General features: G+C 44.7%; 22 protein-coding genes, 1 tRNA gene and 2 pseudogenes. 12 read left to right on the top strand and 13 right to left on the bottom strand.

Going from position 1 to position 20,931, the window contains the following annotated elements; translation table 11 throughout:
• The 3 genes and pseudogenes from ACEW8F_RS04735 to ACEW8F_RS04725 all read right to left on the bottom strand — a co-directional run.
• A partial coding sequence (locus ACEW8F_RS04735) for an ABC transporter transmembrane domain-containing protein (protein WP_373482324.1) occupies positions 1–411 on the bottom strand: 411 nt, incomplete at its 3' end.
• Between the two features lie 114 nt (positions 412–525).
• Positions 526–918: pseudogene (locus ACEW8F_RS04730) on the bottom strand (DUF1801 domain-containing protein); the annotation flags it as partial.
• Between the two features lie 60 nt (positions 919–978).
• Positions 979–1,365 (bottom strand): annotated as a pseudogene (locus tag ACEW8F_RS04725) (iron chaperone); the annotation flags it as partial.
• Positions 1,366–1,775: 410 nt separating this feature from the next.
• Between ACEW8F_RS04725 and ACEW8F_RS04720 the strand changes: the two are divergent.
• Positions 1,776–2,201, top strand: coding sequence for a DUF3788 domain-containing protein (locus ACEW8F_RS04720; RefSeq protein WP_373482323.1), 426 nt, complete (start codon positions 1,776–1,778; stop codon positions 2,199–2,201).
• 127 nt (positions 2,202–2,328) lie between these two features.
• Here ACEW8F_RS04720 and ACEW8F_RS04715 read toward each other — a convergent pair.
• From ACEW8F_RS04715 to ACEW8F_RS04700, 4 genes are all read right to left on the bottom strand, one after another.
• Positions 2,329–2,418, bottom strand: a tRNA-Ser gene (locus ACEW8F_RS04715).
• 181 nt (positions 2,419–2,599) lie between these two features.
• A complete protein-coding gene (locus ACEW8F_RS04710; protein ID WP_373482322.1) occupies positions 2,600–4,615 on the bottom strand; it encodes a CotH kinase family protein in 2,016 nt (671 codons plus the stop codon).
• Between the two features lie 14 nt (positions 4,616–4,629).
• Positions 4,630–5,301, bottom strand: a complete 672-nt coding sequence (locus tag ACEW8F_RS04705) for a DUF4956 domain-containing protein (RefSeq protein WP_373482321.1) — start codon at positions 5,299–5,301, stop codon at positions 4,630–4,632.
• A 54-nt stretch (positions 5,302–5,355) separates the two neighbouring features.
• Positions 5,356–6,030, bottom strand: a complete 675-nt coding sequence (locus tag ACEW8F_RS04700) for a polyphosphate polymerase domain-containing protein (RefSeq protein WP_373482320.1) — start codon at positions 6,028–6,030, stop codon at positions 5,356–5,358.
• Positions 6,031–6,197: 167 nt separating this feature from the next.
• On the opposite strand from ACEW8F_RS04700, the gene ACEW8F_RS04695 reads away from it, so the two are divergent.
• The gene (locus tag ACEW8F_RS04695; protein ID WP_373482319.1) at positions 6,198–6,878 is read left to right on the top strand and encodes a response regulator transcription factor; all 681 of its coding nucleotides are present in this window, start codon (positions 6,198–6,200) and stop codon (positions 6,876–6,878) included.
• 6 nt (positions 6,879–6,884) lie between these two features.
• Complete coding sequence (locus ACEW8F_RS04690) at positions 6,885–8,099, top strand: sensor histidine kinase (RefSeq protein WP_373482318.1); 1,215 nt, start codon at positions 6,885–6,887, stop codon at positions 8,097–8,099.
• 85 nt (positions 8,100–8,184) lie between these two features.
• Here the strand turns inward: ACEW8F_RS04690 and ACEW8F_RS04685 are convergent, their stop codons facing one another.
• Both ACEW8F_RS04685 and ACEW8F_RS04680 read right to left on the bottom strand, forming a co-directional pair.
• Complete coding sequence (locus tag ACEW8F_RS04685) at positions 8,185–10,584, bottom strand: HD domain-containing phosphohydrolase (protein ID WP_373482317.1); 2,400 nt, start codon at positions 10,582–10,584, stop codon at positions 8,185–8,187.
• A gap of 318 nt (positions 10,585–10,902) precedes the next feature.
• The gene (locus ACEW8F_RS04680) at positions 10,903–11,577 is read right to left on the bottom strand and encodes an NAD(P)H-dependent oxidoreductase (protein ID WP_373482316.1); all 675 of its coding nucleotides are present in this window, start codon (positions 11,575–11,577) and stop codon (positions 10,903–10,905) included.
• A 191-nt stretch (positions 11,578–11,768) separates the two neighbouring features.
• Here ACEW8F_RS04680 and ACEW8F_RS04675 point away from each other — a divergent pair, with 191 nt between their 5' ends.
• The 6 genes from ACEW8F_RS04675 to ACEW8F_RS04650 all read left to right on the top strand — a co-directional run bounded on the left by ACEW8F_RS04675 (position 11,769) and on the right by ACEW8F_RS04650 (position 16,103).
• On the top strand, positions 11,769–12,659 hold the full coding sequence (locus ACEW8F_RS04675) for an ABC transporter ATP-binding protein (RefSeq protein ID WP_373482315.1): 891 nt from the start codon (positions 11,769–11,771) through the stop codon (positions 12,657–12,659).
• Entirely contained in the window at positions 12,656–13,453 is a 798-nt protein-coding gene (locus ACEW8F_RS04670; protein WP_373482314.1) for an ABC transporter permease subunit, read from the top strand. Before ACEW8F_RS04675 ends, ACEW8F_RS04670 begins: the two co-directional genes overlap by 4 nt.
• Positions 13,454–13,473: 20 nt before the next feature.
• Positions 13,474–14,271: an ABC transporter permease subunit gene (locus ACEW8F_RS04665; RefSeq protein ID WP_373482313.1), complete on the top strand. Its 798-nt coding sequence runs from the start codon at positions 13,474–13,476 to the stop codon at positions 14,269–14,271.
• Between the two features lie 117 nt (positions 14,272–14,388).
• Positions 14,389–15,021: a TVP38/TMEM64 family protein gene (locus tag ACEW8F_RS04660; RefSeq protein WP_373482312.1), complete on the top strand. Its 633-nt coding sequence runs from the start codon at positions 14,389–14,391 to the stop codon at positions 15,019–15,021.
• The gene (locus ACEW8F_RS04655) at positions 15,022–15,513 is read left to right on the top strand and encodes a hypothetical protein (RefSeq protein ID WP_373482311.1); all 492 of its coding nucleotides are present in this window, start codon (positions 15,022–15,024) and stop codon (positions 15,511–15,513) included.
• Between the two features lie 47 nt (positions 15,514–15,560).
• Positions 15,561–16,103 (top strand): PH domain-containing protein, encoded by a 543-nt coding sequence (locus ACEW8F_RS04650; RefSeq protein ID WP_373482310.1) that lies wholly within the window; start codon positions 15,561–15,563, stop codon positions 16,101–16,103.
• 44 nt (positions 16,104–16,147) lie between these two features.
• Here ACEW8F_RS04650 and ACEW8F_RS04645 read toward each other — a convergent pair whose 3' ends face one another.
• The 4 genes from ACEW8F_RS04645 to ACEW8F_RS04630 are packed head-to-tail and all read right to left on the bottom strand — an operon-like array spanning position 16,148 to position 18,142.
• Positions 16,148–16,351 carry a YwbE family protein gene (locus ACEW8F_RS04645; RefSeq protein ID WP_373482309.1) on the bottom strand — a complete coding sequence of 68 codons (204 nt, stop codon included), beginning with the start codon at positions 16,349–16,351 and terminating at the stop codon, positions 16,148–16,150.
• Positions 16,348–16,602: a TIGR03905 family TSCPD domain-containing protein gene (locus ACEW8F_RS04640; protein WP_373482308.1), complete on the bottom strand. Its 255-nt coding sequence runs from the start codon at positions 16,600–16,602 to the stop codon at positions 16,348–16,350. Before ACEW8F_RS04640 ends, ACEW8F_RS04645 begins: the two co-directional genes overlap by 4 nt.
• 12 nt (positions 16,603–16,614) lie before the next feature.
• Entirely contained in the window at positions 16,615–17,091 is a 477-nt protein-coding gene (locus ACEW8F_RS04635) for a methylglyoxal synthase (protein ID WP_373482307.1), read from the bottom strand.
• Positions 17,092–17,134: 43 nt separating this feature from the next.
• Positions 17,135–18,142 carry a PLP-dependent cysteine synthase family protein gene (locus ACEW8F_RS04630; protein WP_373482306.1) on the bottom strand — a complete coding sequence of 336 codons (1,008 nt, stop codon included), beginning with the start codon at positions 18,140–18,142 and terminating at the stop codon, positions 17,135–17,137.
• A 322-nt stretch (positions 18,143–18,464) separates the two neighbouring features.
• Here ACEW8F_RS04630 and ACEW8F_RS04625 point away from each other — a divergent pair, with 322 nt between their 5' ends.
• The 3 genes from ACEW8F_RS04625 (at position 18,465) to ACEW8F_RS04615 (ending at position 20,800) form a co-directional block, all read left to right on the top strand.
• Positions 18,465–19,826, top strand: a complete 1,362-nt coding sequence (locus ACEW8F_RS04625; RefSeq protein ID WP_373482305.1) for a DUF2252 domain-containing protein — start codon at positions 18,465–18,467, stop codon at positions 19,824–19,826.
• A gap of 170 nt (positions 19,827–19,996) precedes the next feature.
• The gene (locus ACEW8F_RS04620; RefSeq protein ID WP_373482304.1) at positions 19,997–20,491 is read left to right on the top strand and encodes a QueT transporter family protein; all 495 of its coding nucleotides are present in this window, start codon (positions 19,997–19,999) and stop codon (positions 20,489–20,491) included.
• Between the two features lie 123 nt (positions 20,492–20,614).
• Complete coding sequence (locus ACEW8F_RS04615; RefSeq protein WP_373482303.1) at positions 20,615–20,800, top strand: hypothetical protein; 186 nt, start codon at positions 20,615–20,617, stop codon at positions 20,798–20,800.
• Positions 20,801–20,931: the final 131 nt, after the last annotated feature.

Genomic DNA, 20,931 nt, shown 5'->3' with positions numbered 1-20,931 from the left:
TGCCGGTAAAATCATTTGGGCAAACATAATCACGGTCTGCTGAATGACCGTAATATCACTGGTCGCCCGGGTAATCATTGAAGCGGTACTAAAACGATTAAAATCGCGGATTGACAAGACTTGGGTTTTGTCAAAAATCCGATCGCGCAGGTATTTTCCTGAAAGTGCCGCCAAATCGGCACTCAGGTAGCTGGCCCATAAGGAAATCAGGCCTGATAATCCCACCGCTGCCAGCATCTGCAAACCCAATATCACAATTGCCATCAGATCTTTTTTGAGAATCCCGTCGTCGATAATTTTTGCCGCAAAATAGGGCACCGCCAGCATACTGAAGGACTGGATCACCGTTGCCAGAATAATTAAAAACAGCATCGTCTTTTTCTCTTTTAAAAATTGGATTAAATAGGTCATTGGTCATCCCTCCCGTCTTGTTGTTCAATTTCAACGTCACTATCGTTATCATAAACGATACTGTACCTCTACCGTCAAGCCTTTTAAGGCAATTAAAAGAAAAAATCCAGAACTTTATTTTGAGGGCTTACTCATCTCATAAAGTTTGATATAATCATCCACCGTCATTTTTGTACATAGCGCTCCGATTAGATCAAAGGGGATTTTTTCCATTTTTCGAAACCGGATACAACTTTTACCAATGTCCAGTTTTCCGATTTTCAAGGCCTCATAAGCCCCGGAAAACCATTGTAACAAGGATTCATCTGCATATATTCCCAGATGATAAAGCGCGATGTAGCCTTTCTGGTTGGCCAGTGCCATAAAAGGCAGGGGTTCCCTGGGATTAACGTGATAGCCTTCGGGATAGCGACTATGAGGAACAACAAAACTGATCATGTCATATTGCACAGTCTCCTGGAAGCCCTCCGGCAAATGAGTCTTGATGGTTTGCCGCAGTTTTTCCAAATGCTCCTGTCGCTCCACCGGCTGACGACTGATATAATCTTCCGGACTTTTATCTTTTGTTTTACTCTTTTTTTGCTTGTTTTTGGCAAGTTCCTGATTCTCTGCCACTCTGAAAGCGACGATTTTTCGGATCAGATCAAAGGGCATTGGTTCAGTAAGCGGAAATTGAACCGATCCTTTGGCACCTTTGTATTTTGACAGCTCTTGCTTGAATTTTTCGATGCCTGATGGGGCCGGATAAAAGCCGATATGATTTTTATAGGCCGCGAAATGAACCAGATTGCCATCCAGAAAAAATGTCGGCATCTGATAACTGATTTTTTCCTCCGCCTCGGGAGCTGCTTCTTTGATGAGCTGCCGGATTTCCTGAAGGAGTACTTGAACTTCTTCAGGAAATTGGCGAATATATTCATCAACAGGGTTAACGTCACCTTTACTTTTGATCATTCTATTCTAGTCCTTTCATCTTTTTAAGTTCTTTTTTCTTCATTATACCCAGTTTCTATAATATTGCATCACAAATTTTAGCTGCATGTATCCATTCAAGAACAAGACTAATTTAAAACAGAACGAAAAAAACAGACAAGCCACCCATTTTATATGGGTAATCTATCCGCAAATGCTGATTGGGTTTTACCGCTCTTCGAATTTAGCTTCGCGCACGCTTTCGTTGACCAAACCTCACCAGGGAAGATTTTCAGAATTTAATTTTTTATTAAATTGACTTGACCTGCCTGAAACATGGTGATAAATTCTAATTATAAATTTATCGGTAATTTGGAAAGTGCCCTATTCTTCGCGCCGCTTTGATGTTTAGACACGCTGCAATTACCTAAAAACTTATTGGAGGTTACCTCATGGAATGGAGTCAGTCTTTTGAACAGAATCATGAGCCAACAATGGCCGAGATGATCAGTTTCGTCAATAATCCCCTCTGGGTTGCTTTGCAAAGCTTTATTGAAACCGCCTATCACATTAAACCGATCATGAATTACAGCCGCTGTTCCGCCCAGTGTGGGTGGAATCTGAAGTACCGGAAAAGCAGCAAATCCCTTTGTGTGCTCTATCCCATGGATGGTTATTTCATCGCGCTAGTGGTAATCGGAAACAAGGAACAAAGTGAAGCTGAAGCCTACCTTCCCCAGGCCAGCCCGGAAATTCAAGCCTTGTTTGCCAAGACCCCCTTTGCTGCCGGAGGCCGATGGCTGATGATTCCGGTTACCTCTGAACGGATTCTGGAAGATGTGAAAAATCTGATTCAAATCCGAGTCCAACCCAAGTAATCGGCTTTATTATTCTATCCTGATGGGGGAGCAATTGCTAAAGGGTCAATTAAAGGGTAACACTAAAAAAGACGTAAAAAAAACAGCCACAACGGCTGCATCATAACATTTTTCACTAATTTTAAAATGGCGGAGAGAGAGGGATTCGAACCCTCGGTACGCTTACACGTACACACGCTTTCCAGGCGTGCTCCTTCGACCACTCAGACATCTCTCCTAAGGTAGAATAAAAAAATTATTCAATTTTTTCATGCTTGTTGATTATACGGTAATTGGTGATAAAAGTCAATCTTTTCTTTGCGAAACCAATGGTCATGTTATAACAGCGGCGGTTGCCCTATGGCTACCGCCGCTGTTTGATGTCAGGTTTATCTTTTACGCTCTCTAGCCGCTTAAGCTTATCGTTTATAAAGTTTCGTCACTAAAATACCTAGAATCAACAGCAGGCAAGACCCACCCAGCAGCATCAGGGTCGTGAGATCCCAGTTTGTTGCTGTCACCCCATTAGGGTTGATGCGATCATTTTGCAGACCGTTCTGGTTGGTTGGCGCGGCTTGCCCGTCACCGGTCCGGTTCTCGACAGTGGTTGTTGATTCGCTGTCATCTACCGGTTGGGTAGTTGTTACTGCCGTAGTTGTCTCACCCTCGGGTCGGTTCGGTGGTTGCCCCTTGGCTGACTGCTGAGTGGTTGCTGTTGTCTGAGCGCTTTTCATTGGGTCGGAGCTTACAGTTGGAACCGTCCCTTGACCAGTCGGTATTGTCATGTTTTTGTCCATCCCCCCGCCCATACTGCTGCCCAGGGCCGAAACATCCAGACTGCTGGCATCGAGCAACGCGGTTGGCTGGGCCGCCTGTCCATCGGTGGTGGCCGGTATCGTGCCCTCCAGCTGACCGCTGATGCTCTCAGCCCGGAGCTCACAGAATTGTTTGAGGACGGTAACCCCGGCTTGATACTCTTCATAAGTGCAGAAGGCGGTGGGATCGTCTTTGACATAGTCCGATATCAGCGCTGTCGCCTGATCGATGGTCTCGGTGCATTGGCCGCTTTCAAAGTAGCCAGTGATAAATTCCGCAAAATATTGATGGTATTGTTCCAGATACGCTTCATTGGAAAACAGTTCATTGAGCAACGGCCGCTCGGCCATGGTGGTACCGGATACCGGGGTATCGATGGGATAATTCACCAGGGTTGTCGCTTCGTCAGTACTGGCAGTGGTTATTTTTGTTCCGCGCCCCATTCCGCCGCCGCTGAAATTGCTGAAGGCCAGATTATAATCCCAGCCAATCATCGATAATTGGCCTTCTTCTTCCCGCAGGTAGTAATTGTGTTTCATGCTGCCGGTATAGCTATCGTAATTGTTCACAAAATTATGCACCACAAAGTATTTGAGCACCGCTTCCACATCCACTACTTCTTCCAGGTTTTCCCCGGCGTTCAGCTGTTTAATCGAGTCGATCAGTCGCTCTTTGTCGCTGGTAGTGATGTCAAAAACAGCGCCTTCCCAGATATTCTCATAACTTGACAGTTCGTCGTCTGAATAAATTAAGGCCACATCATTTCCCGAGAACCCGCCCATATTCCCCATTTGGCTGATGTCCGACATACTACTCTGATCCGGGGCTGGGGTTGCGGTATCGGTGGTTTGTGTACCGGTGCCAGTTTGATTACCCGTTGGTGCCTGCCCACCGCTTGGCATTTGAGATCCATCCGGAGGCTCACCCATAGCCGGCATATTGGTCATATCCGGCCTTTCGCCACCGCCCATTTCGCCATCACCACCAAATTGCATGCTGTCCGGTTTATAGATATTGCCATCGTCCGAGCCGTAATTCCGCTGGGCAAAGGCCTCTTCCACCCCTTCCACCGCCAGATAGAGTCCAAAATATTCGCCATTGACGGACACCTTGACAAAGCTGGATAGCGGCGCTGCCACCCCCATATAGGCCATCATATCGTAGCTGAGGTATTCTTTCAAATAGGTATTGTCCGAAATGATGTTGTTAAGATTCAGCTTGTCCAGGCCATGATAGGTTAAGCCGTCACTGTATTTATCAAAATCAATTTTAAAACTATACCGTTCCGAATCCGATGCAACCACGCTGGAAAGGGATGAATTGCCCTTGGGTCGAATGGCCACATTGTCCAGTTTTTCACCGTCCACAGTGATGGCACAAAGCTGGTATTCTTCTTCGATGGCATTCTCCTGAAGACTATTCCAGTCTGCTTCGGCGATCTCAATGTCGATGGTATGGACCTCGGTGTCATCAAATAATGTCGTCACATAGCTTAAATCAGCGCTGGAGTCGGCGGTAATCCCGAGGCTTTCACCGAAATAAGAGAAAATAATGCCGATGATCAGGGTGACGATGCCAATGGTAATGCAAATCCGTTCAATATTCTTGTGATCTGCCAATGCGGTCACCTCTCTTAATTCATAAATTCGCCATTGTAGCTGACCAGAACGGCGTGGTTCACATTTTTCAGTTCAACCACGTTATTAATAAAATCGGTGTCATCATTTTTAAGCCGCACCTCGATGTTCAGTTCGATGCCTTCTTTGGACACCGTTTTGTTTTTAATAATGCTTTTGGTAACGCTGGTGGCAATGTATTTTTTGACTTCGGCTTCGGCTTCCCGATCACTGCAATTGACCACGATAATATAGGGCATCTCATTGGGTTTGCGGTTGACAAATACCAGCAAAATAATGCCGATCAGTACCGATCCCAGAATCGCCAGAGGAATCATTCCGGCTGAGAGGACAATCCCGGCGGCAATCGACCAGAAGACAAAGGCAATGTCCAGTGGCTCTTTAACAGCGGTTCGGAACCGGACAATCGAAAGTGCCCCAACCATCCCCAATGACAGCACCACGTTGCTGGTGATCGCCAGCATCACAAAGGTGGTGATCATACAGAGGGCAATTAGGGTGACCCCAAATCCCGATGAATACATGACCCCTTTATAGGTCTTTTTATGTACCAGATGGACAAATACCCCAATACCAAAGGCCAAAATTAAGGCAATGGCGGTATCGATCAGCGATACTGATGTGACGTTTTCCAGAAAATTTGAATTGAAAATATCGTTAAAACTCATTTAGTGTCTCCTCGTTGCTTTGATTGTGTTAATTTAATTAGAATAGAATAAAGGTCAGCTGTAAATCCGACTGGCGGCATATTTTGAAAAGGCCGTTTGCCGGCGACCATCCAGTTGAATGATATTGGCAATGACCTCCGGAATAAAGTTGTCATACTTCACCTCCAGTAGAATCTGCTGAGCTCCGGTGGCGATGGTGGGTAAGTCGGGATTAAACAGATCAGTACTGAAAAGACCCGTTCGGATATCCTGGTCAATGGTGACCCGGACATTTCCCGGACCATAAACAAAGGCCTCCCGTTTATAATCGACAATGGTCTTGGGCTGGAGCTGTCCCGACTTCATTTTGGAGTATAACTCCACTACCAGGGGCTCGGCGCTTGTGGCCATCCATTTGGTGTCGTGGGCCAGAATGGCTTCGACCTGCGGCTTTGTGATCGTAGTTTTAATCTTTGCACAAAGCCCGTTGATCTTACTTTTTTTCTCAAGATTGATAAAGGCAAAATCTTTGTTGTAACAGCGGATTCTGAATTTTTCGCGCCGGTTGATGCCGCTGATCTTGTCCTGCAGAGCCACATCCCGATAGTTATCAAAGTACAGGCTACGGATATGATATTCGCCGTCTTCATTGGTGTTGACATCCGGCTGCATCACGGCTCTTAATTTACTGCGCAAGATCAGATAGTCCAGATAATTGATGTAATGTTTGTGTTCATGTCTGAATTGCATAATGTACCTCCTTGTATGATTTAACACGTTCTTAACATGGCCTATCATAGTTTTACTAGCTTGAATAAAGATTGAAGCAAGAATCCTTTAAGCTGGGGTTCAAGCTTGATTCAATTAAAAATGCTATAATAAGAAGATCAGAATCGATTCGAGGAGGTGTTTTCAGTATGCGACTATTGCTGGTGGAAGATGAATGGGGGCTGGTCGAAGCCTTGAAAGCCATCTTTACAAAAGAAAACTATTGTGTGGATATTTGCATGGACGGGGAAAATGGTCTGGACTATGCCCTGACTGGTATCTACGATCTGATTATTCTGGATATTATGCTGCCTCAGAAAGACGGCCTGACGGTTCTAAAGGAACTGCGGCAGGCCAAAATTGAAACCCCGGTGTTAATGCTGACCGCCAAAACCGAACTGGAGGATAAAATTGCCGGATTGGATTGGGGCGCCGATGACTATCTCACCAAACCCTTTCAAACCGGGGAACTGCTGGCCCGGATCCGGGCGGTGACCCGACGCAAGGGTGAAATACTTTGCGATGATCCCAGCTGGGGGGACTTGATCTTGCGGCTAAAAACCCGGGAGATTATTTGCGGCGCCGCTTCGGTTAAGCTGGGATTAAAAGAGTTTTTATTACTGGAAACGTTGATCGTCAATTCCCGCCAGATCCTTTCCAAGGAACAGCTGATCGAAAAGGTCTGGGGCTTTGACAGTGAAGCCGAATATAACAATGTCGAAGTCTATATTTCGTTTTTGCGGAAAAAAATCAATTTTGTGGGATCTCATGTCCAGATCAAGGTTAACCGGGGTATCGGTTATTTTCTGGAAATGACGGCGCGAGGGTAACCTGATATGATCAAAAAACTGAAAATCCGCTTTGTCACCACCATTATGATTATTTTGTCGCTGGTTTTTATATTGATTATTGGTTCCCTCAACTATTTTAACTACCAGTCCAGTGAACGTCAGAGCATGGCGCTATTATCGGCTCTGGCGGATAATGATGGCACAACTCCTCGTGAGTCCCCGAAGATGCCGGGATCTTCCGATCATCTTCCCCCGGATGTATTTGAACGGGAAAAAACCTTCTCGGTTAAGGTTAACCCGGCTACTAACCTCTTTTCTATCAATGGCAATACTGATACCAGCCAGGTATCCGCGGAAGTCCTGGATCTGGCGAATCAGATTCTGGGAAAAGACAAAAACTCCGGTACTTTTAACGGTTATCGGTATCTGATTGTTGAAAAGCCCTATGGCGAACTGCTGGTCTTTGTCGATCAGCGAATTTCCAATGCCCTGTCTGACCGGCTGCTGACCACCTCGCTGATCATCGGCAGCATTACCCTGTTTGTACTTTTCTTTGTTTCGCTTTTTCTGGCCAACCTGATGGTTAAACCAGTGGAGGAAGCCTTTGATAAACAAAAGCGTTTTATTTCCGATGCCAGCCATGAGCTAAAAACCCCGCTTTCAGTTATCAGCGTCAATGCCGAGGTGCTGGAGGGCGATATTGGGCCGAATAAATATCTTTCTTATATTCAAGCCGAGTCAACCCGGATGAACACCCTGGTTAATAATCTCCTCACCCTGGCGCGGCTGGATGCCAGCAAAACCATCTGCACTTTTTCGACCTTTGATTTGAGCAACGCCGTGGAAAGTATTGCTTTAACCTTTGAAAGTACCGCCTTTGAGGAACACAAAAACTACACCCTTAAAATTGCGGAAGGCATTTCTTACCTGGGCGATGCTGACAAGATTAAACAAGTCATTGCCATCCTGATTGACAATGCCATTAAACATGCCGACGATGATGGGCTGGTTGAAATCACCCTGAAGCGCGTTGGTGATAAAATTCATATTGAGGTGTTTAACACCGGTACCGGGATTCCCGAAGATCAGCAGGATAAAATTTTCCAGCGCTTCTACCGCTACGATGAATCCCGTTCTAAAGCAACCGGCGGCTATGGACTGGGACTGGCGATTGCCAAATCCATTATTGACGAGCACCAGGGAAAAATTAAGGTGAAAAGCGAGGTTGACGGCTGGGCCCGGTTTGTTGTGATTCTTTAGCCACTTGGCATATTAAAAAACGGCATTAAAAAAGCCATCAGGGCTTTTGGCTCTGATGACTTTCTGGTGTTCTGACTGAGCGGTTCTAACTGGGAATCTTTTTGATCATATTGATAAATTCCCGTTTAATTTCCGGATCAAAATACCCCTCCATTTTATCCAGATCAATCAAGGGATTTTGATTCAACTCCAATTCTTGCCTTTCCTGGGCCGTTGCCAACCGGTCGTAGCAGCTGACAACGGCAACGACCCTAGCTAGAAAGGGGATTTCTTCGCCTTTTAGTCCCTTGGGGTAACCGCTGCCATCCCATCTTTCGTGATGATGCAGCACCGCATCGGCTAGGGACATGGTATCATCAAAGGCATTGAGAATCCGGTATCCCATAATCGGATGCTTCTTGATTTCAGTCAATTCTTCCTCAGTAAGTTCACTGTTTTGTTCCAACAAGTCTTTATGCAAGACGATCTTGCCAATATCATGAAAATAACCGGCCAACTTCAGGCGCCTTATTTTTACATGCGAAAGTTCCATTGACACGCCTAGATCATGACACCATTGACTGACCCGCTGGGCATGTTCCTCTTCCTGAGGACTATCACTTTGAAGGGTCGTGATAATGGAATCCAGGGTTGAACTTTTAAAATCATCCCGTTCCAGAATCTTGACGGCATACATTTTTTCTTCAGCAGACTCCAGGCACTCCATAATACTCTGTTCCAAGGATACTTTGACATCACAGCCCAGCGAAATATTGCCTTTGATGACCTTAACTCCATCTCTGGCAAATTCAGTTTTGATCCGACTTTTAATTTGTTTCGCCTGCGCAATGGTGGTTTTAGGCAGCAGAACAACAAATTCATCACCACCCCATCGGGCAATGATATCATCACCCCGGCAGGTTCGGCGCATCACATCAGCTATCTTTTTTAGAAAAATATCACCGTGAGCATGACCGAAAATATCGTTGGTCAGTTTCAAGCCGTTCACATCGCCCATGATAATAGAAATTGGCAGGTTTCTTTCGGTGTCAAGCCGTAGTAATTCCGCTTCCAGAAAGCGGCGGTTATAAAGCCCGGTCAAAGCGTCGTGAAAGCTCAGATACTCAATCTCTTTGCGCTGCTCTTTTTTTTCAGAAACATCCCGAAATACCAGAACGATACCAATCGTTTCACCCTTTTCATTTTTGATCGGCGCCGCACTGTCTTCCAGGTGAAAAACCGATCCGTCTTTCGCCATTAACACCGCATGATTTTTCAGTTCCTGGGTCTGGTCGGTCTCCATGGCCGTGACGATGGGATCCTGAATTTCCTGACAGCGATCTTCGTGGGATAAAACAAAAACCTCGGTGTACTGTTTTCCTCGGGCTTCTTCATTGGTCCAACCCGTCAGTTTCTGGGCCACCTTATTCAGCATTTCGATTTTTCCAGCAGGATCGACTACCATCACCCCATCCCCAATCGAGATCAGGGTCTGGAAGTATTTGCTACGTTCTTCAAACAGTTTTTTCTGAATAATCCGTCTTTCCACATTGGTCAGGACGCCGTTCATTAACACCGTAATTTCATAGACATCATTATCGTCGTAGGGGTCTTCTTTACCGGAAAAGCCGACAACAGCTTTGATTTTTTCATCAATAAAAATGGGGATCGAGATAAAATTACCGGAAATTTTCTGGCCACAGGGAAGTTCGTTCGCCTCTGCCGGTTTATTGCCATTATTATTAAGGATAATCGGTTTTCGCTGACGCACCACATCACCCCATGACCCCGCTTCTTCCAATCGACAAGTGCCCACGGGTTCCACCATTTCCGACCCTTTGATCAATCCCTTTGACCAGGCTTTATGGGTGAATTCCTGTTTTTTTTCATCATAAAAACAGATATACCCCGTTTTGCTTTCCGTCAGTTTCAGGGCTTCATGCAGCACATAGTCCAGCTGCTTCTGATCATTTCTGAAATTCTTACTTAAAACATTAACCAGGATCTTATTTCGGAAGAGCACCCGTTCTTGTTTTTTGATCAGTTTTTCCTCATCGGTAAGTTCTCGGATAAAAGCCCCTACCCCCTTCCGGTTTTCTCTTAATTTTACCGGAAATTTCATTATTTTGAAAATCCGATTTTTATGTTTTTCTTCATATTCGGTCGTTTTGCCGGTCTCGATAACCTGCTGGTCGGTCTCAATAATTGATGGACCAAAGGCTTCCGTATCGAGCCGCTGATCGCCCTGAGCGATGATTTCCGCAACCGATTTATGATAATGGGGTTCCGCTGCCTTATTGATAAACCGGTAGTTCAACTGCTCATCTTTCAAATAAATGACCGTCTCATAGCCATCAATGAAGGTGTCGCAGATATCCTTAATGCTTTTTGTCTCCTCATTATTGTTCTGCAATTTTTTATTACTTTGAACTAATAATATCAAGAGAATCCCGGCTGCAATAACAAGTCCGATTATCAATAAAATACTCGATGCCACAGGTTCCATTCTTTTATCTCCTCATCCAACCCTTATCCACTTATTCTGTGCTCCAAAATAAAGCGCTAAATTCTTTATTTGATATCTGCAAAGGTTTACTTTATACTCTTAATTTCATTATTATATAACAAAATTAAATGAATTCCTATTTTTTTATCTAAAAAACCATTTTTTTTATTTATCATTGTCACAAGTAACAATCGTCCCGTTCCGATAGGTGCTTCAATAAATGCTCAGCTTATGTCCAACTGCTCTCTGTTCGATAATTATAGCTGGTGACATACTTTCGTAGCCAATGTTGTTGCAATTAAATATCGGCCCGTGGTTTTATTCTATGGTTTCCAGAATTTCTGCTGTTGTTCGTCTTGTTTTAGGGCGATGATCCCGATTTTTATAACCAAAGGCGATCATACAGGATAATCCAAAATGGACGGGATCCAGAATCCCCTCCTGAACCAGAACCGCTTCCACCTTTTCGGTATTAAATCCTTCCATGGGGGTAGAATCGACGCCCAGCATGGCGGCGGCGGTCAGCATATTGGCTAGCGGGATATAGGTTTGTTTACAGGCCCAGTCAAAAAAGGCGCGATCATTTCCGGTAATTTTCAAATCATCTTCCTGAAAGCTTTTCAGTTTATTTTTTCGTGCCGCTCTCAGGTCTTCGGTAAAATGCTGAATGTCATTCATGATGTACTCCACATAGTCAGAATCCGGCTTCAGATCAACGGGTTTTCTGGCCAAAATCAGGACAAAATGACTGGCGCCGTCCAAACTGACTTCGGCACCCCAGGCAAAGGGTTTTATTTTTTCCCGGATCTCCCAGTTATTGAGCAGCACAAATTTCCACGGTTCCAGCCCCATGGAACTGGGGGACAGCCGGGCCACCTCCATGATCACGGCAAAATCCTCATCACTAACCTTTTTATCGGCATCATAGCCCTTGCAGGTATAGCGATTATTAAATGTATTCAGAATCAGATCTCGGGTTTCTTCTTTTTTCATCTTGATAGCCTCCCATATTTTTTGATTTTCTTTTAGTATATTCCCTTTGAAAAATCACTCAAACATAACATGTAATTATTTTTCCCCTTCACCATTATCCCCATCAGTGCATTGTTTATTTTTGCTTTATAGGGGTAAAATAATTGCAGCACACCGAATTATCCGATTAAATTTGAAAGAAGGTGATCTGAATGAATGTAATTGAAATCAATCAGCTGACAAAATATTATGGGAAACATCGAGGTATTGAAAACGTATCCTTTTCTGTGGAAGAAGGCGAGATCTTTGGCTTCATCGGTCCCAACGGCGCCGGTAAATCCACCACCATTCGGGCCCTGCTGTCACTGATCCATCCCACCAGCGGATCGGCCACAATTTTCGGAAAAGACTGCATTAAATACGGCAACGAAATTCGCCGGGACATTGGCTATCTTCCTTCGGAGGTGTTTTATTATGAACACATGAAGGTTCGGGAGGTTCTCAATTATTCAGCCAGCTTCTATGACAATGTCGACTACACACGGATACAAAGTCTGGCCGAGGTTATGGATCTTGATTTAAATAAGCGCATCGATGACCTGTCCTATGGGAACAAAAAGAAAGTCGGCATTATTCAGGGCCTGCTCCATGAACCCAAGCTGATTATTCTGGACGAACCCACCGGGGGGCTGGATCCGCTGATGCAGCAGAAGTTTTTTGAACTGATCCGGGTGGAAAATCAGAAAGGTGCCACGGTTTTGTTTTCCTCGCACATACTTTCCGAGGTTCAAAAGCTGTGCAGCCGGGTGGCCATTATTAAAGACGGTACCATTGTCCGGGTTGAAAATATACGCGATATGCAAAAGCACAATTATAAAAAATTCACCCTCGATTATCGGGGCGTTATTGATGTGCATCACTTTAATCTGGAAGGGGTCACCAATCTTACGGTTGATGAAAGCACCCTGCATTTTTTATTTAAAGGTGATATCAATCGCATGGTTGAGCGCCTGCAGGGCCAGAACCTGATCAATCTGCTGGTTGAGGAACCCAGTCTAGAAGAGATTTTTATGCACTATTACCAAAAGGAGGAGCAGCCATGAACATCCTGAAGCAGGAACTGCGAATGGGTCGCAAAACCCTAATTGTCTGGTGCCTCTCCCTGATTGGGGTATTAGCACTGTTTATGCTGCTTTATCCATCCATTTCTGGACAACTGGAGGACTTCCAAAAGGTCTTTGAAAGTTTTCCGCTTGAATTCCAGCAGGCTTTCGGCGTGGCTGATCTGGAGCTTGCCAGTATTTTAAGCTTTTATCAATTTGCCCTGACCTATGTTTTGCTGGGCGGTGCTATCCAGGCCATGAATATGGGAGTTTCGATTATTTCTGCGGAAGTACGGGAAAAAACCGGAGATTTTCTGTTTGTCAAACCAGTCAGCCGAAACCGGGTGGTGTCCATGAAAATCATGGCAGTACTGGTTCAGATTCTGATTACCAATGCGGTTGTTTTTACGGCTTCTCTGATCCTGGTTACCTTGCTCAGCACCGATTCCTACGATGTGGAGCTGTTTGCCCTGGTCACCCTGAGTTTGCTCTTTATTCAGATTTTTTTTGCCAGTCTGGGGCTGTTTATTTCGGTTTTTTTGCGACGGATCCGAACCGTTCTGCCCATCAGTATGGGGGTTGTTTTTATTTTCTATATTATCCATCTGCTCAATGAAACCTTAAAAGATGAAAAACTGGGACTTATTTCGCCCTTTGATTATTTCAATCTCTCCGAAATATCCAAAAATACGAATTATGATTCACTGAACTTATTGTTATGGTTTGTTTTGGTCGGAATGTTTATTTTTCTGACCTTCAAACTGTTTGCCAGAAAAGATTTGCCATCGATCTAACCGCAAAGGAGGTATTCCCGATGAATGTATTGAAAAAAGAAATGAAAGCCAATATCAAGTCACTGATTATCTGGTGTTGCGCCCAGGTGTTCATTATCTTTGCCGGGATGATGAAGTACCAGGGGTTTGTGGATTCCCAGGTAGACCTCAACGCCTTGTTTGCTACCTTTCCCAAAGAAATTATGGTGGTTTTTGGTATCGGTTCAGTAGATATTACCAAGGTCGCCGGATTTTATTCGGTGTTCTTTCTCTACTTTATGCTGTTGGCAGCGGTTCATGCGGTGATGTTCGGGGCGGTGGTGGTGTCCAAGGAAGAACGAGATCACTGTGCCGATTTTGTCTATACCAAACCGATACGTCGGTTTCAGGTGATCATCCCCAAACTGTTGGCCGGCGTCATCAATATTCTGATTTTTAACATGGTTACCTTTGCCGCTTCTGTTTTTTTCATTGCCCGGCACAACGATGGCGATGGGCTCATCGACAAGGTTTCCCTGACGATGCTGGCGCTTTTTATTCTCCAGCTGTTCTTTTTAGCTTTAGGTGCCATGTTTGGATCGATTCTAAAAAACACCAAAAGTGCTACCGCCGCGGCTTCCGGGCTGGTGATGGGATTTTTCATCTTATCGGTGGCGGTGGATTTATATGATAAGCTGGCGTTTCTGACGGTCTTCACCCCTTTTAAGTATTTTGAAGGCGCCACCCTGATGATCAATGATCAGCTTTCATTCAATTCGGTTGCAATTTTACTGATCGTCTCGCTGGTCTTTTTCAGTTTGACCCTAGTGGCCTTTAATCGGCGGGACTTGACCACCTAGACGGTTTGTGATCAATTCGATTTCTTAAATAAACATTTTACTTCCGGCAGATCCCCAAAATATGGTGTGGATCTGCCGGTTTTATGCTAAAATGATTAAAAGATATCGAGGTAAGAAATGGAAATTTTTTCGACACTTGACACCTTGCAGAGCTTTCTTTTACAATTTGGCATATGGACGCCGCTGGCATTTTTTTTATTGCAGCTGCTCCAGATCGTCATCGCTCCGATCCCTGGGGGGACGGTCGGCCTGGTCGGCGGCGCCCTCTTTGGTACCATTGGCGGTTTTTTGATCAGCGCTGCTGGTACCCTGACCGGCTCCATCATCGTTTTTGTTTTAGCTAAACGATTTGGGAGGCCCTTTGTTATGCGCTTTGTCAGTCCGGAATTGATTGAAAAATACGATCATATTAAAGAATCAAAGTTAAATACCGTTCTTTTTCTGATTTTTCTCTTTCCGCTTTTTCCCGATGACATGCTTTGTTTTATCGCCGGTCTTTCCCCCATGCCGTTGAAAACCTTTATCATCATTGTCCTGTTGGCGCGAACCCCCAGTGTTTTTATCAACACCATGATCGGTGCTGGAATCATGGATGACAGTCCCACCCAGTTTATTATTGCGGTGGCCATTTATGCTGTTCTGATTGCCATTCTTTACTTTAATCGTAAGCGCCTGGATGCTTTTATTCAACACAGTAAAAAAATAGTGGTTGAACTTCCCCCACCGCCCAAAATTGACAAGGAGCTTTAGATGACCGAGAAAACCCCAAAAGAACTGAATCGCTTATATATGAGCGAACTGATCACCGCCCTGGTCTGCGGCATGCTGATGTATTTGCTCACCGATTCCACCGGTCAGCCCCTGGATCTGCGCCTGCTGATTCCTGGTGGCGTACTGATTTTTATTATCCTTCAAAGTGCCGGCTACTGGTATTATCGTTACCAGCTGCTGGATAACCCCCGCAGCCCGATGGACTGGGTAATGCCTGTTTTTTCAGTGCTTAAAAAGCTGAATCTGACTTTATTCGTCCTCTATCCGCTGTACTTACTCTATCTGGTGATTTTTCAACCAGACGCTTTTTTTATGACCATGAATATTTTCGGCCTGATCCTTTATGCTTTTTCGATGATTGAATACTACAATTACTATTATTTCAGCGTCCAGATCGGATTGATCAAAAAGAAAGTTCCCTCTGAACTCAGGCTGGAACTTTCTCAATATGAAAAGACAAAATTAATTTAACGAAGGGTAACGGTTCCCCCTTGGGCAGAACCGTGGTTTATCAACACATGACTTATTTTGTTTCTATTTTACACACTATTAATCCGCTGTTTTTTGCACTTTTAGCCGTCCTTGCGCTGCTTCTCTGGAAAGCCATCTATACCTTCAAAACCTACCCGGACGACCGGGAGCTTCGCCGCAATGCAACTAAGGAAATGGTCGTCGGTGGTCTTGTGCTGATTTTGATCCTGGGTATCTTTGTGGTGGTTCCCCTGGTGGCCGGCATTACCGTTAAGGATAACGAGCTATCCCTGCGACTGCCCACCGGCTTCACCTTTGAGACCTATCCTGAGGCGGATATCCTCTCGGCCAAGCTGGTCAGTCTGGATCAGACCGAGTATGCCATCGCGTCCAAGGAGGTCGGTACTGAAACCCGAGCTTACCGGGAAGGCATCTTCCTGCTCCAGAATGGCACCGAAGCCGCGGTCTTTGCCAACGGCAATACAGCCATCCTGGTGGAAACCCCCAACCGGATCCTGCTGTTAGGGCCTGATCGATTCGATGATTTTGTCAAAAACTTTAATGAAAAACTGATTCCCATTCAGCCCTAAAAAAAAGCGTGCCTCTTTACCGATGGCACGCTTTTTTAGTTTGACTATTTGGGTTCTTCGACTATTTTGGCAACCCTGCCCACCTGTCCATCGGTGAGCATGACCTTAATTCCGTGGGGATGGGTGGAGCTTTTTGTCAGCAGTTTGCCAACCCGGCCCTGGGTCAGCTTGCCGCTGCGCTGATCTGCCTTTAAGACAATCTCCACTAATGCACCGATCTTTACGTCGCTTCTTTTTTGTCCGTTCATTGCTTTTCCTTTCGAGCTTCTTCCAGAGCAATGGCCAGCTGATCCATGCAGGAGGTCGGTTTTTTACCACAGGTCTGACCTCTAAACATCGTGATGATCTCATCTGCCGGTTTTCCCTCAAGTAGTTTAACCAGGGCTTTTAAATTCCCGTCACAGCCGCCTTCAAAGACTAGATTACTGACCACATCATCGGTTAGATCAAATTGCATGTTGCGAATACAAACGCCCTGGGGCTTATAATTTAACGTCATTTTTTCCTCTTTCTATTTTAAGACATTTGCCAATCTGCTTTTCATTTGTTTGGCATAATCCTCAATCGGATGTACATATTCTTCATTCATAAACCGCGAATGGATGATAAAATCAGCCGTTGCCAGATTATTGGCCACTGGGATATCATAAACCGTAGCAATCCTCAGCAGGGCCTTGATATCCGGGTCGTGGGGCTGGGCTTCCAGGGGATCCCAGATAAAGATCAGCATGTCAATTTTGCCATCCACAATCCGGGCGCCGATCTGCTGATCACCGCCTAATGGACCGCTTTTAAAAATTTGCACCGGCAATCCGGTTCGCTCCTGAATAAGACTTCCGGTTGTTCCTGTTCCACACAAATGATGCCTCTGTAATATTTCTTTATTTCGACAGGCCCAATCCAACAGCTCTGCTTTTTTTCCGTCATGAGCAATTAAAGCAATCTTCTTAGTTTTTTCAATTGTTACATCAATATATTCAGCTTCCATTTTTCATCCTCCTCTACTTTCTTTGTTCAGTTTTTACCACAGCTTATTTTTTGACTTCGAAATCCAGCAGCTTGACATCCTTTGATAAGAATTCAGATTTTACCTTTTCTTCCTTAACATAGTCCGTGCTTAAATATTTCTTATTATCATCAGCAAAGACGGTGACCACCACCGCATGGGGATTTTCCAATAGATCCTGGGCAATGATGGCAGCGATAAAATTAGCACCAGATGAAATCCCCACCCCCAGGCCTAATTCTTTGGACAGCTTCTGGGCCATAATGATAGCATCCCCATCATCCACCGCAATAATATCATCCAATTCTTCCAATTTTATCAGGTCGGGAACAAATTCGTCTGAGATTCCCTGGATTCGGTGACTGCCGACCTTATAACCGGTGGACATCGTTGGTGAACTGGCTGGTTCCATGGGATGGACTTTAATCTCAGGATTCTTTTCTTTAAAATACCGGCCTAACCCCATAACCGTTCCCCCCGTTCCGACCCCGGCTACCAACGCCTGAGGTGTTACTCCAAATGCCGCTAACTGGATATCAATTTCCGGGGCCGTACGTTCATACTGCGCCTGGGTATTTTCTTCATTTGAAAACTGGCAGGGCAGAAAGGCATTCCCTTCGGCTGCTAGCGCTCCGCATTGGGCAATACTCCCTAAAAAACCACCTTCTTCTTTGGAAACCAGCCGAACTTCTCCACCATAACTCCGAATCAGATTTTTTCGTTCATCACTCATCCAGTCGGGCATATAGATCACCACCGGATGTCCCAGGCAGGTACCAACGGCAGTAAATGCGATTCCGGTATTTCCACTGGTGGCTTCCACAATCGTTTCGCCTTCATGGATCTCACCTTTTTCATAGGCTTTTTTTAGGATATGCAAGGCCACCCGGTCTTTGATGCTGCCAGTGAGATTATAATGCTCTGCTTTTGCGTAAATACAACGGGGCTGCCCTTGATATAAAAAATTTATCTTTAACAAGGGTGTATTTCCGATGAGTTTTTCTAATGCTATAAATTTTTCTTCGTTATCCATTTACCTTATCCTTCATCATATTGTGTTCACTAAGTGTATTTAATTGTTCTGCCTACTTGTTTTTTATTCCGGCATTGTTATAATCATACTAAATTAAACTAAATAAATCAATGTTTATCAAAATGTACGCTGCCGGAAATGATCTGTTCGATGTTCTTGTTATTGAAAATACCGTTGCTATCGGGGATTCTACTATGAAATTTTTATCAACCATGCTAAAATGAAAAGCATAACATAGCTGGACAAACATCGGCAATTTCTATCTTAAAACTTGATTGCCTTTGTCTCCTATACTTAAAAACCTAAATCCAGGAGGTTATGAATGATCGTCGGTTTAACTAAAAATCAACAGATTCCCACATCAAAGATGAATCGCAACAGCGGCAAAGCCATTCGAGAAAAAATACCTTTTTCAGCCCAATCCGTTTTTCATCTTGTCGATCGTGACCCGGTGGCGATAATTGAGAGTCAGAACTATTTTCGCATCCCTGAACTCATTCCCCTTCGTCACCAAAAAATGGCAGGGTCTCCTTTTGCCTTTTTCCGGGGAACGGCCCTGTTAATGGCACGTGATTTATCCCATCAGGCGCAATCTGGCATTCATGTGACTATCTGTGGTGATGCCCATATTGGCAATTTCGGGTTCTATGCCTCCCCGGAACGGCGACTGATTTTTGATCTCAATGACTTTGACGAGGCTGCCCCAGGACCTTGGGAATGGGATTTAAAGCGTCTGATCACCAGCATTATTCTTTGTGCCCATGAACTCGGCTTTGATGCGAAAAAAACGGAGGAAGCCATACTTCATACCGCATCATTTTATCGCAAAGGTCTTGACTTAATGTCAGATATGACCTCACTTGAGCGCTACTTTATCCTTGGTGATGAGGAACTTTTTCTCGAGAGTTTTTCCGATTCCTCCCGGGAAGAATTTGAAAAGATTATCAAAAAAGCCAAAAAAAGAACCTCTAGTCAGGTCATCTCCAAAATGACCGAAACCGATCAGTTTGGTCGCCGTATCTTTATCGAGAATCCACCGATTACGACCCATTTAGATGCAAAACTGATCGACGAAGTGGAATTATATTTCAGACAGTACTTAAAAACCGTTCGTCCCGACATTGAAATGCTGTTGTCGCAGCATGTTTTAACCGACATCGCCCGGCGGGTAGTGGGGGTTGGCAGTATCGGAACCCGCTGTTACCTCCTGGTACTGACCTGTGAAGACGAAAGCCATCTTGTTTTGCAGATTAAGCAAGCGAATGAATCAGCAATTGCGAAGTATAACCAGAAAAATTTCACCACCCCAGATACTATGGCTCATGGTTTGGGCAACGGCTATCGGGTCGTCAGCCATCAGCAGATTCTCCAGGCTGTCTCGGATCCCTTTCTCGGATATTTTTCGGCCACCGAAGGGCTGGACTTTTACGTTCGCCAGTTTCGCGATATGAAAGGAACTGTTGATCTGTCAGAACTGGATTTTGAGACCTTTAAACAATACGTCATTAATTGCGGGTTATCACTGGCTCGTGCCCATGTTCAAAGTCCTTATGCCAACTGGATCAATGGCTATTTAGGCACTGACGATGGTTTTGACCATGCTGTTTTTGACTGGTGTTTGGCCTATTCTGAACAAGTTTACCGGGATTATGAAACCTATAAGAAGAGTCTGGCCAGGACTTGAAACCGCGTTTCGCTATTTGAAAATGTCCGTAATTCGGACATTTTCTCTTGCATTTTCTTCAGATATCCGGTATAGTGATAATAACTGAATTCCGTTTTTTCGGCTTCAGTAATTTTCTTCGTGTGTTCGTGACCTTCCACACGTAAAACAAAACTAAAGGAGTTTTTTTTATGCGAAAAATTAGTGTTCTCTTTGTTACCCAGGCAGCAGTCATTGCTGCGATGTACGTGGTTCTGACCTTTGTGTCGAGCTCATTGGGTTTAGCCAGCGGCGAAATTCAAATTCGCCTCTCGGAAATGCTTGTTATCCTGCCGGCCTTTACCCCGGCCGCCATCCCAGGCCTTTTCCTCGGCTGTTTACTTAGCAATCTGTTAACCGGCTGTACCGTGATTGACATTGTCTTTGGCAGCCTCGCAACGCTTGTTGCGGCGGTCCTCAGTTATCAACTACGCAACCACAAATATCCATTGCTGGTCACCGTTCCACCAGTGGTTGCCAATATGATCGTGGTACCGTTTATTTTAAAATTCAGTTATGGCGTTCCCTTACCAATCCCAGTCATGATGGCAACTGTGGGGATTGGCGAAGTGATTTCATGCATGGTTCTCGGTTCAGTACTATACTTTGCGCTGGACAAACGTCGGGTTATTTTTCACCAGAGTTAAAATGTGATATGCAATATCGTTAAAAGATAGGCACAAGGTGCCTGTCTTTTTTAGTTTCGCTACTTCGATCTAAATGATGGGGGCGACGATTACGTCGTCACGCCGTTTGAAGCGATGGAGCTTTTGGCACGGATTGAACCAGTGCTTCGCCGATATGGAAACAAACGCGAAGTCACCCAGTTTGAGGATTTGGCGATTAACACGGCCGAGCGCTCGGTAAAAAAGAACGGTACCGCAATTGAAATGACAATAAAAGAATACAAGTTGATGCTGCTGCTGATAAAAAAACCCTCAACAAAGGTAGTGTAAATAATTTTGTGTTTTCTCGTTTTCCAGGTTAATGTAAAATACAGAATTAAAAATTTGCGATGAAAATATAAGTTTTAAAATATGAATCCATTTTTGCACATGATTCGAAGGCTGTCAATAGTGATCATTGG

Source organism: Acetobacterium sp., assembly GCF_041752335.1.
Lineage (GTDB): Bacteria > Bacillota > Clostridia > Eubacteriales > Eubacteriaceae > Acetobacterium.
Note: the sequence above shows the minus strand (reverse complement) of the source record. Positions and strands in the feature narration are given on the sequence as shown.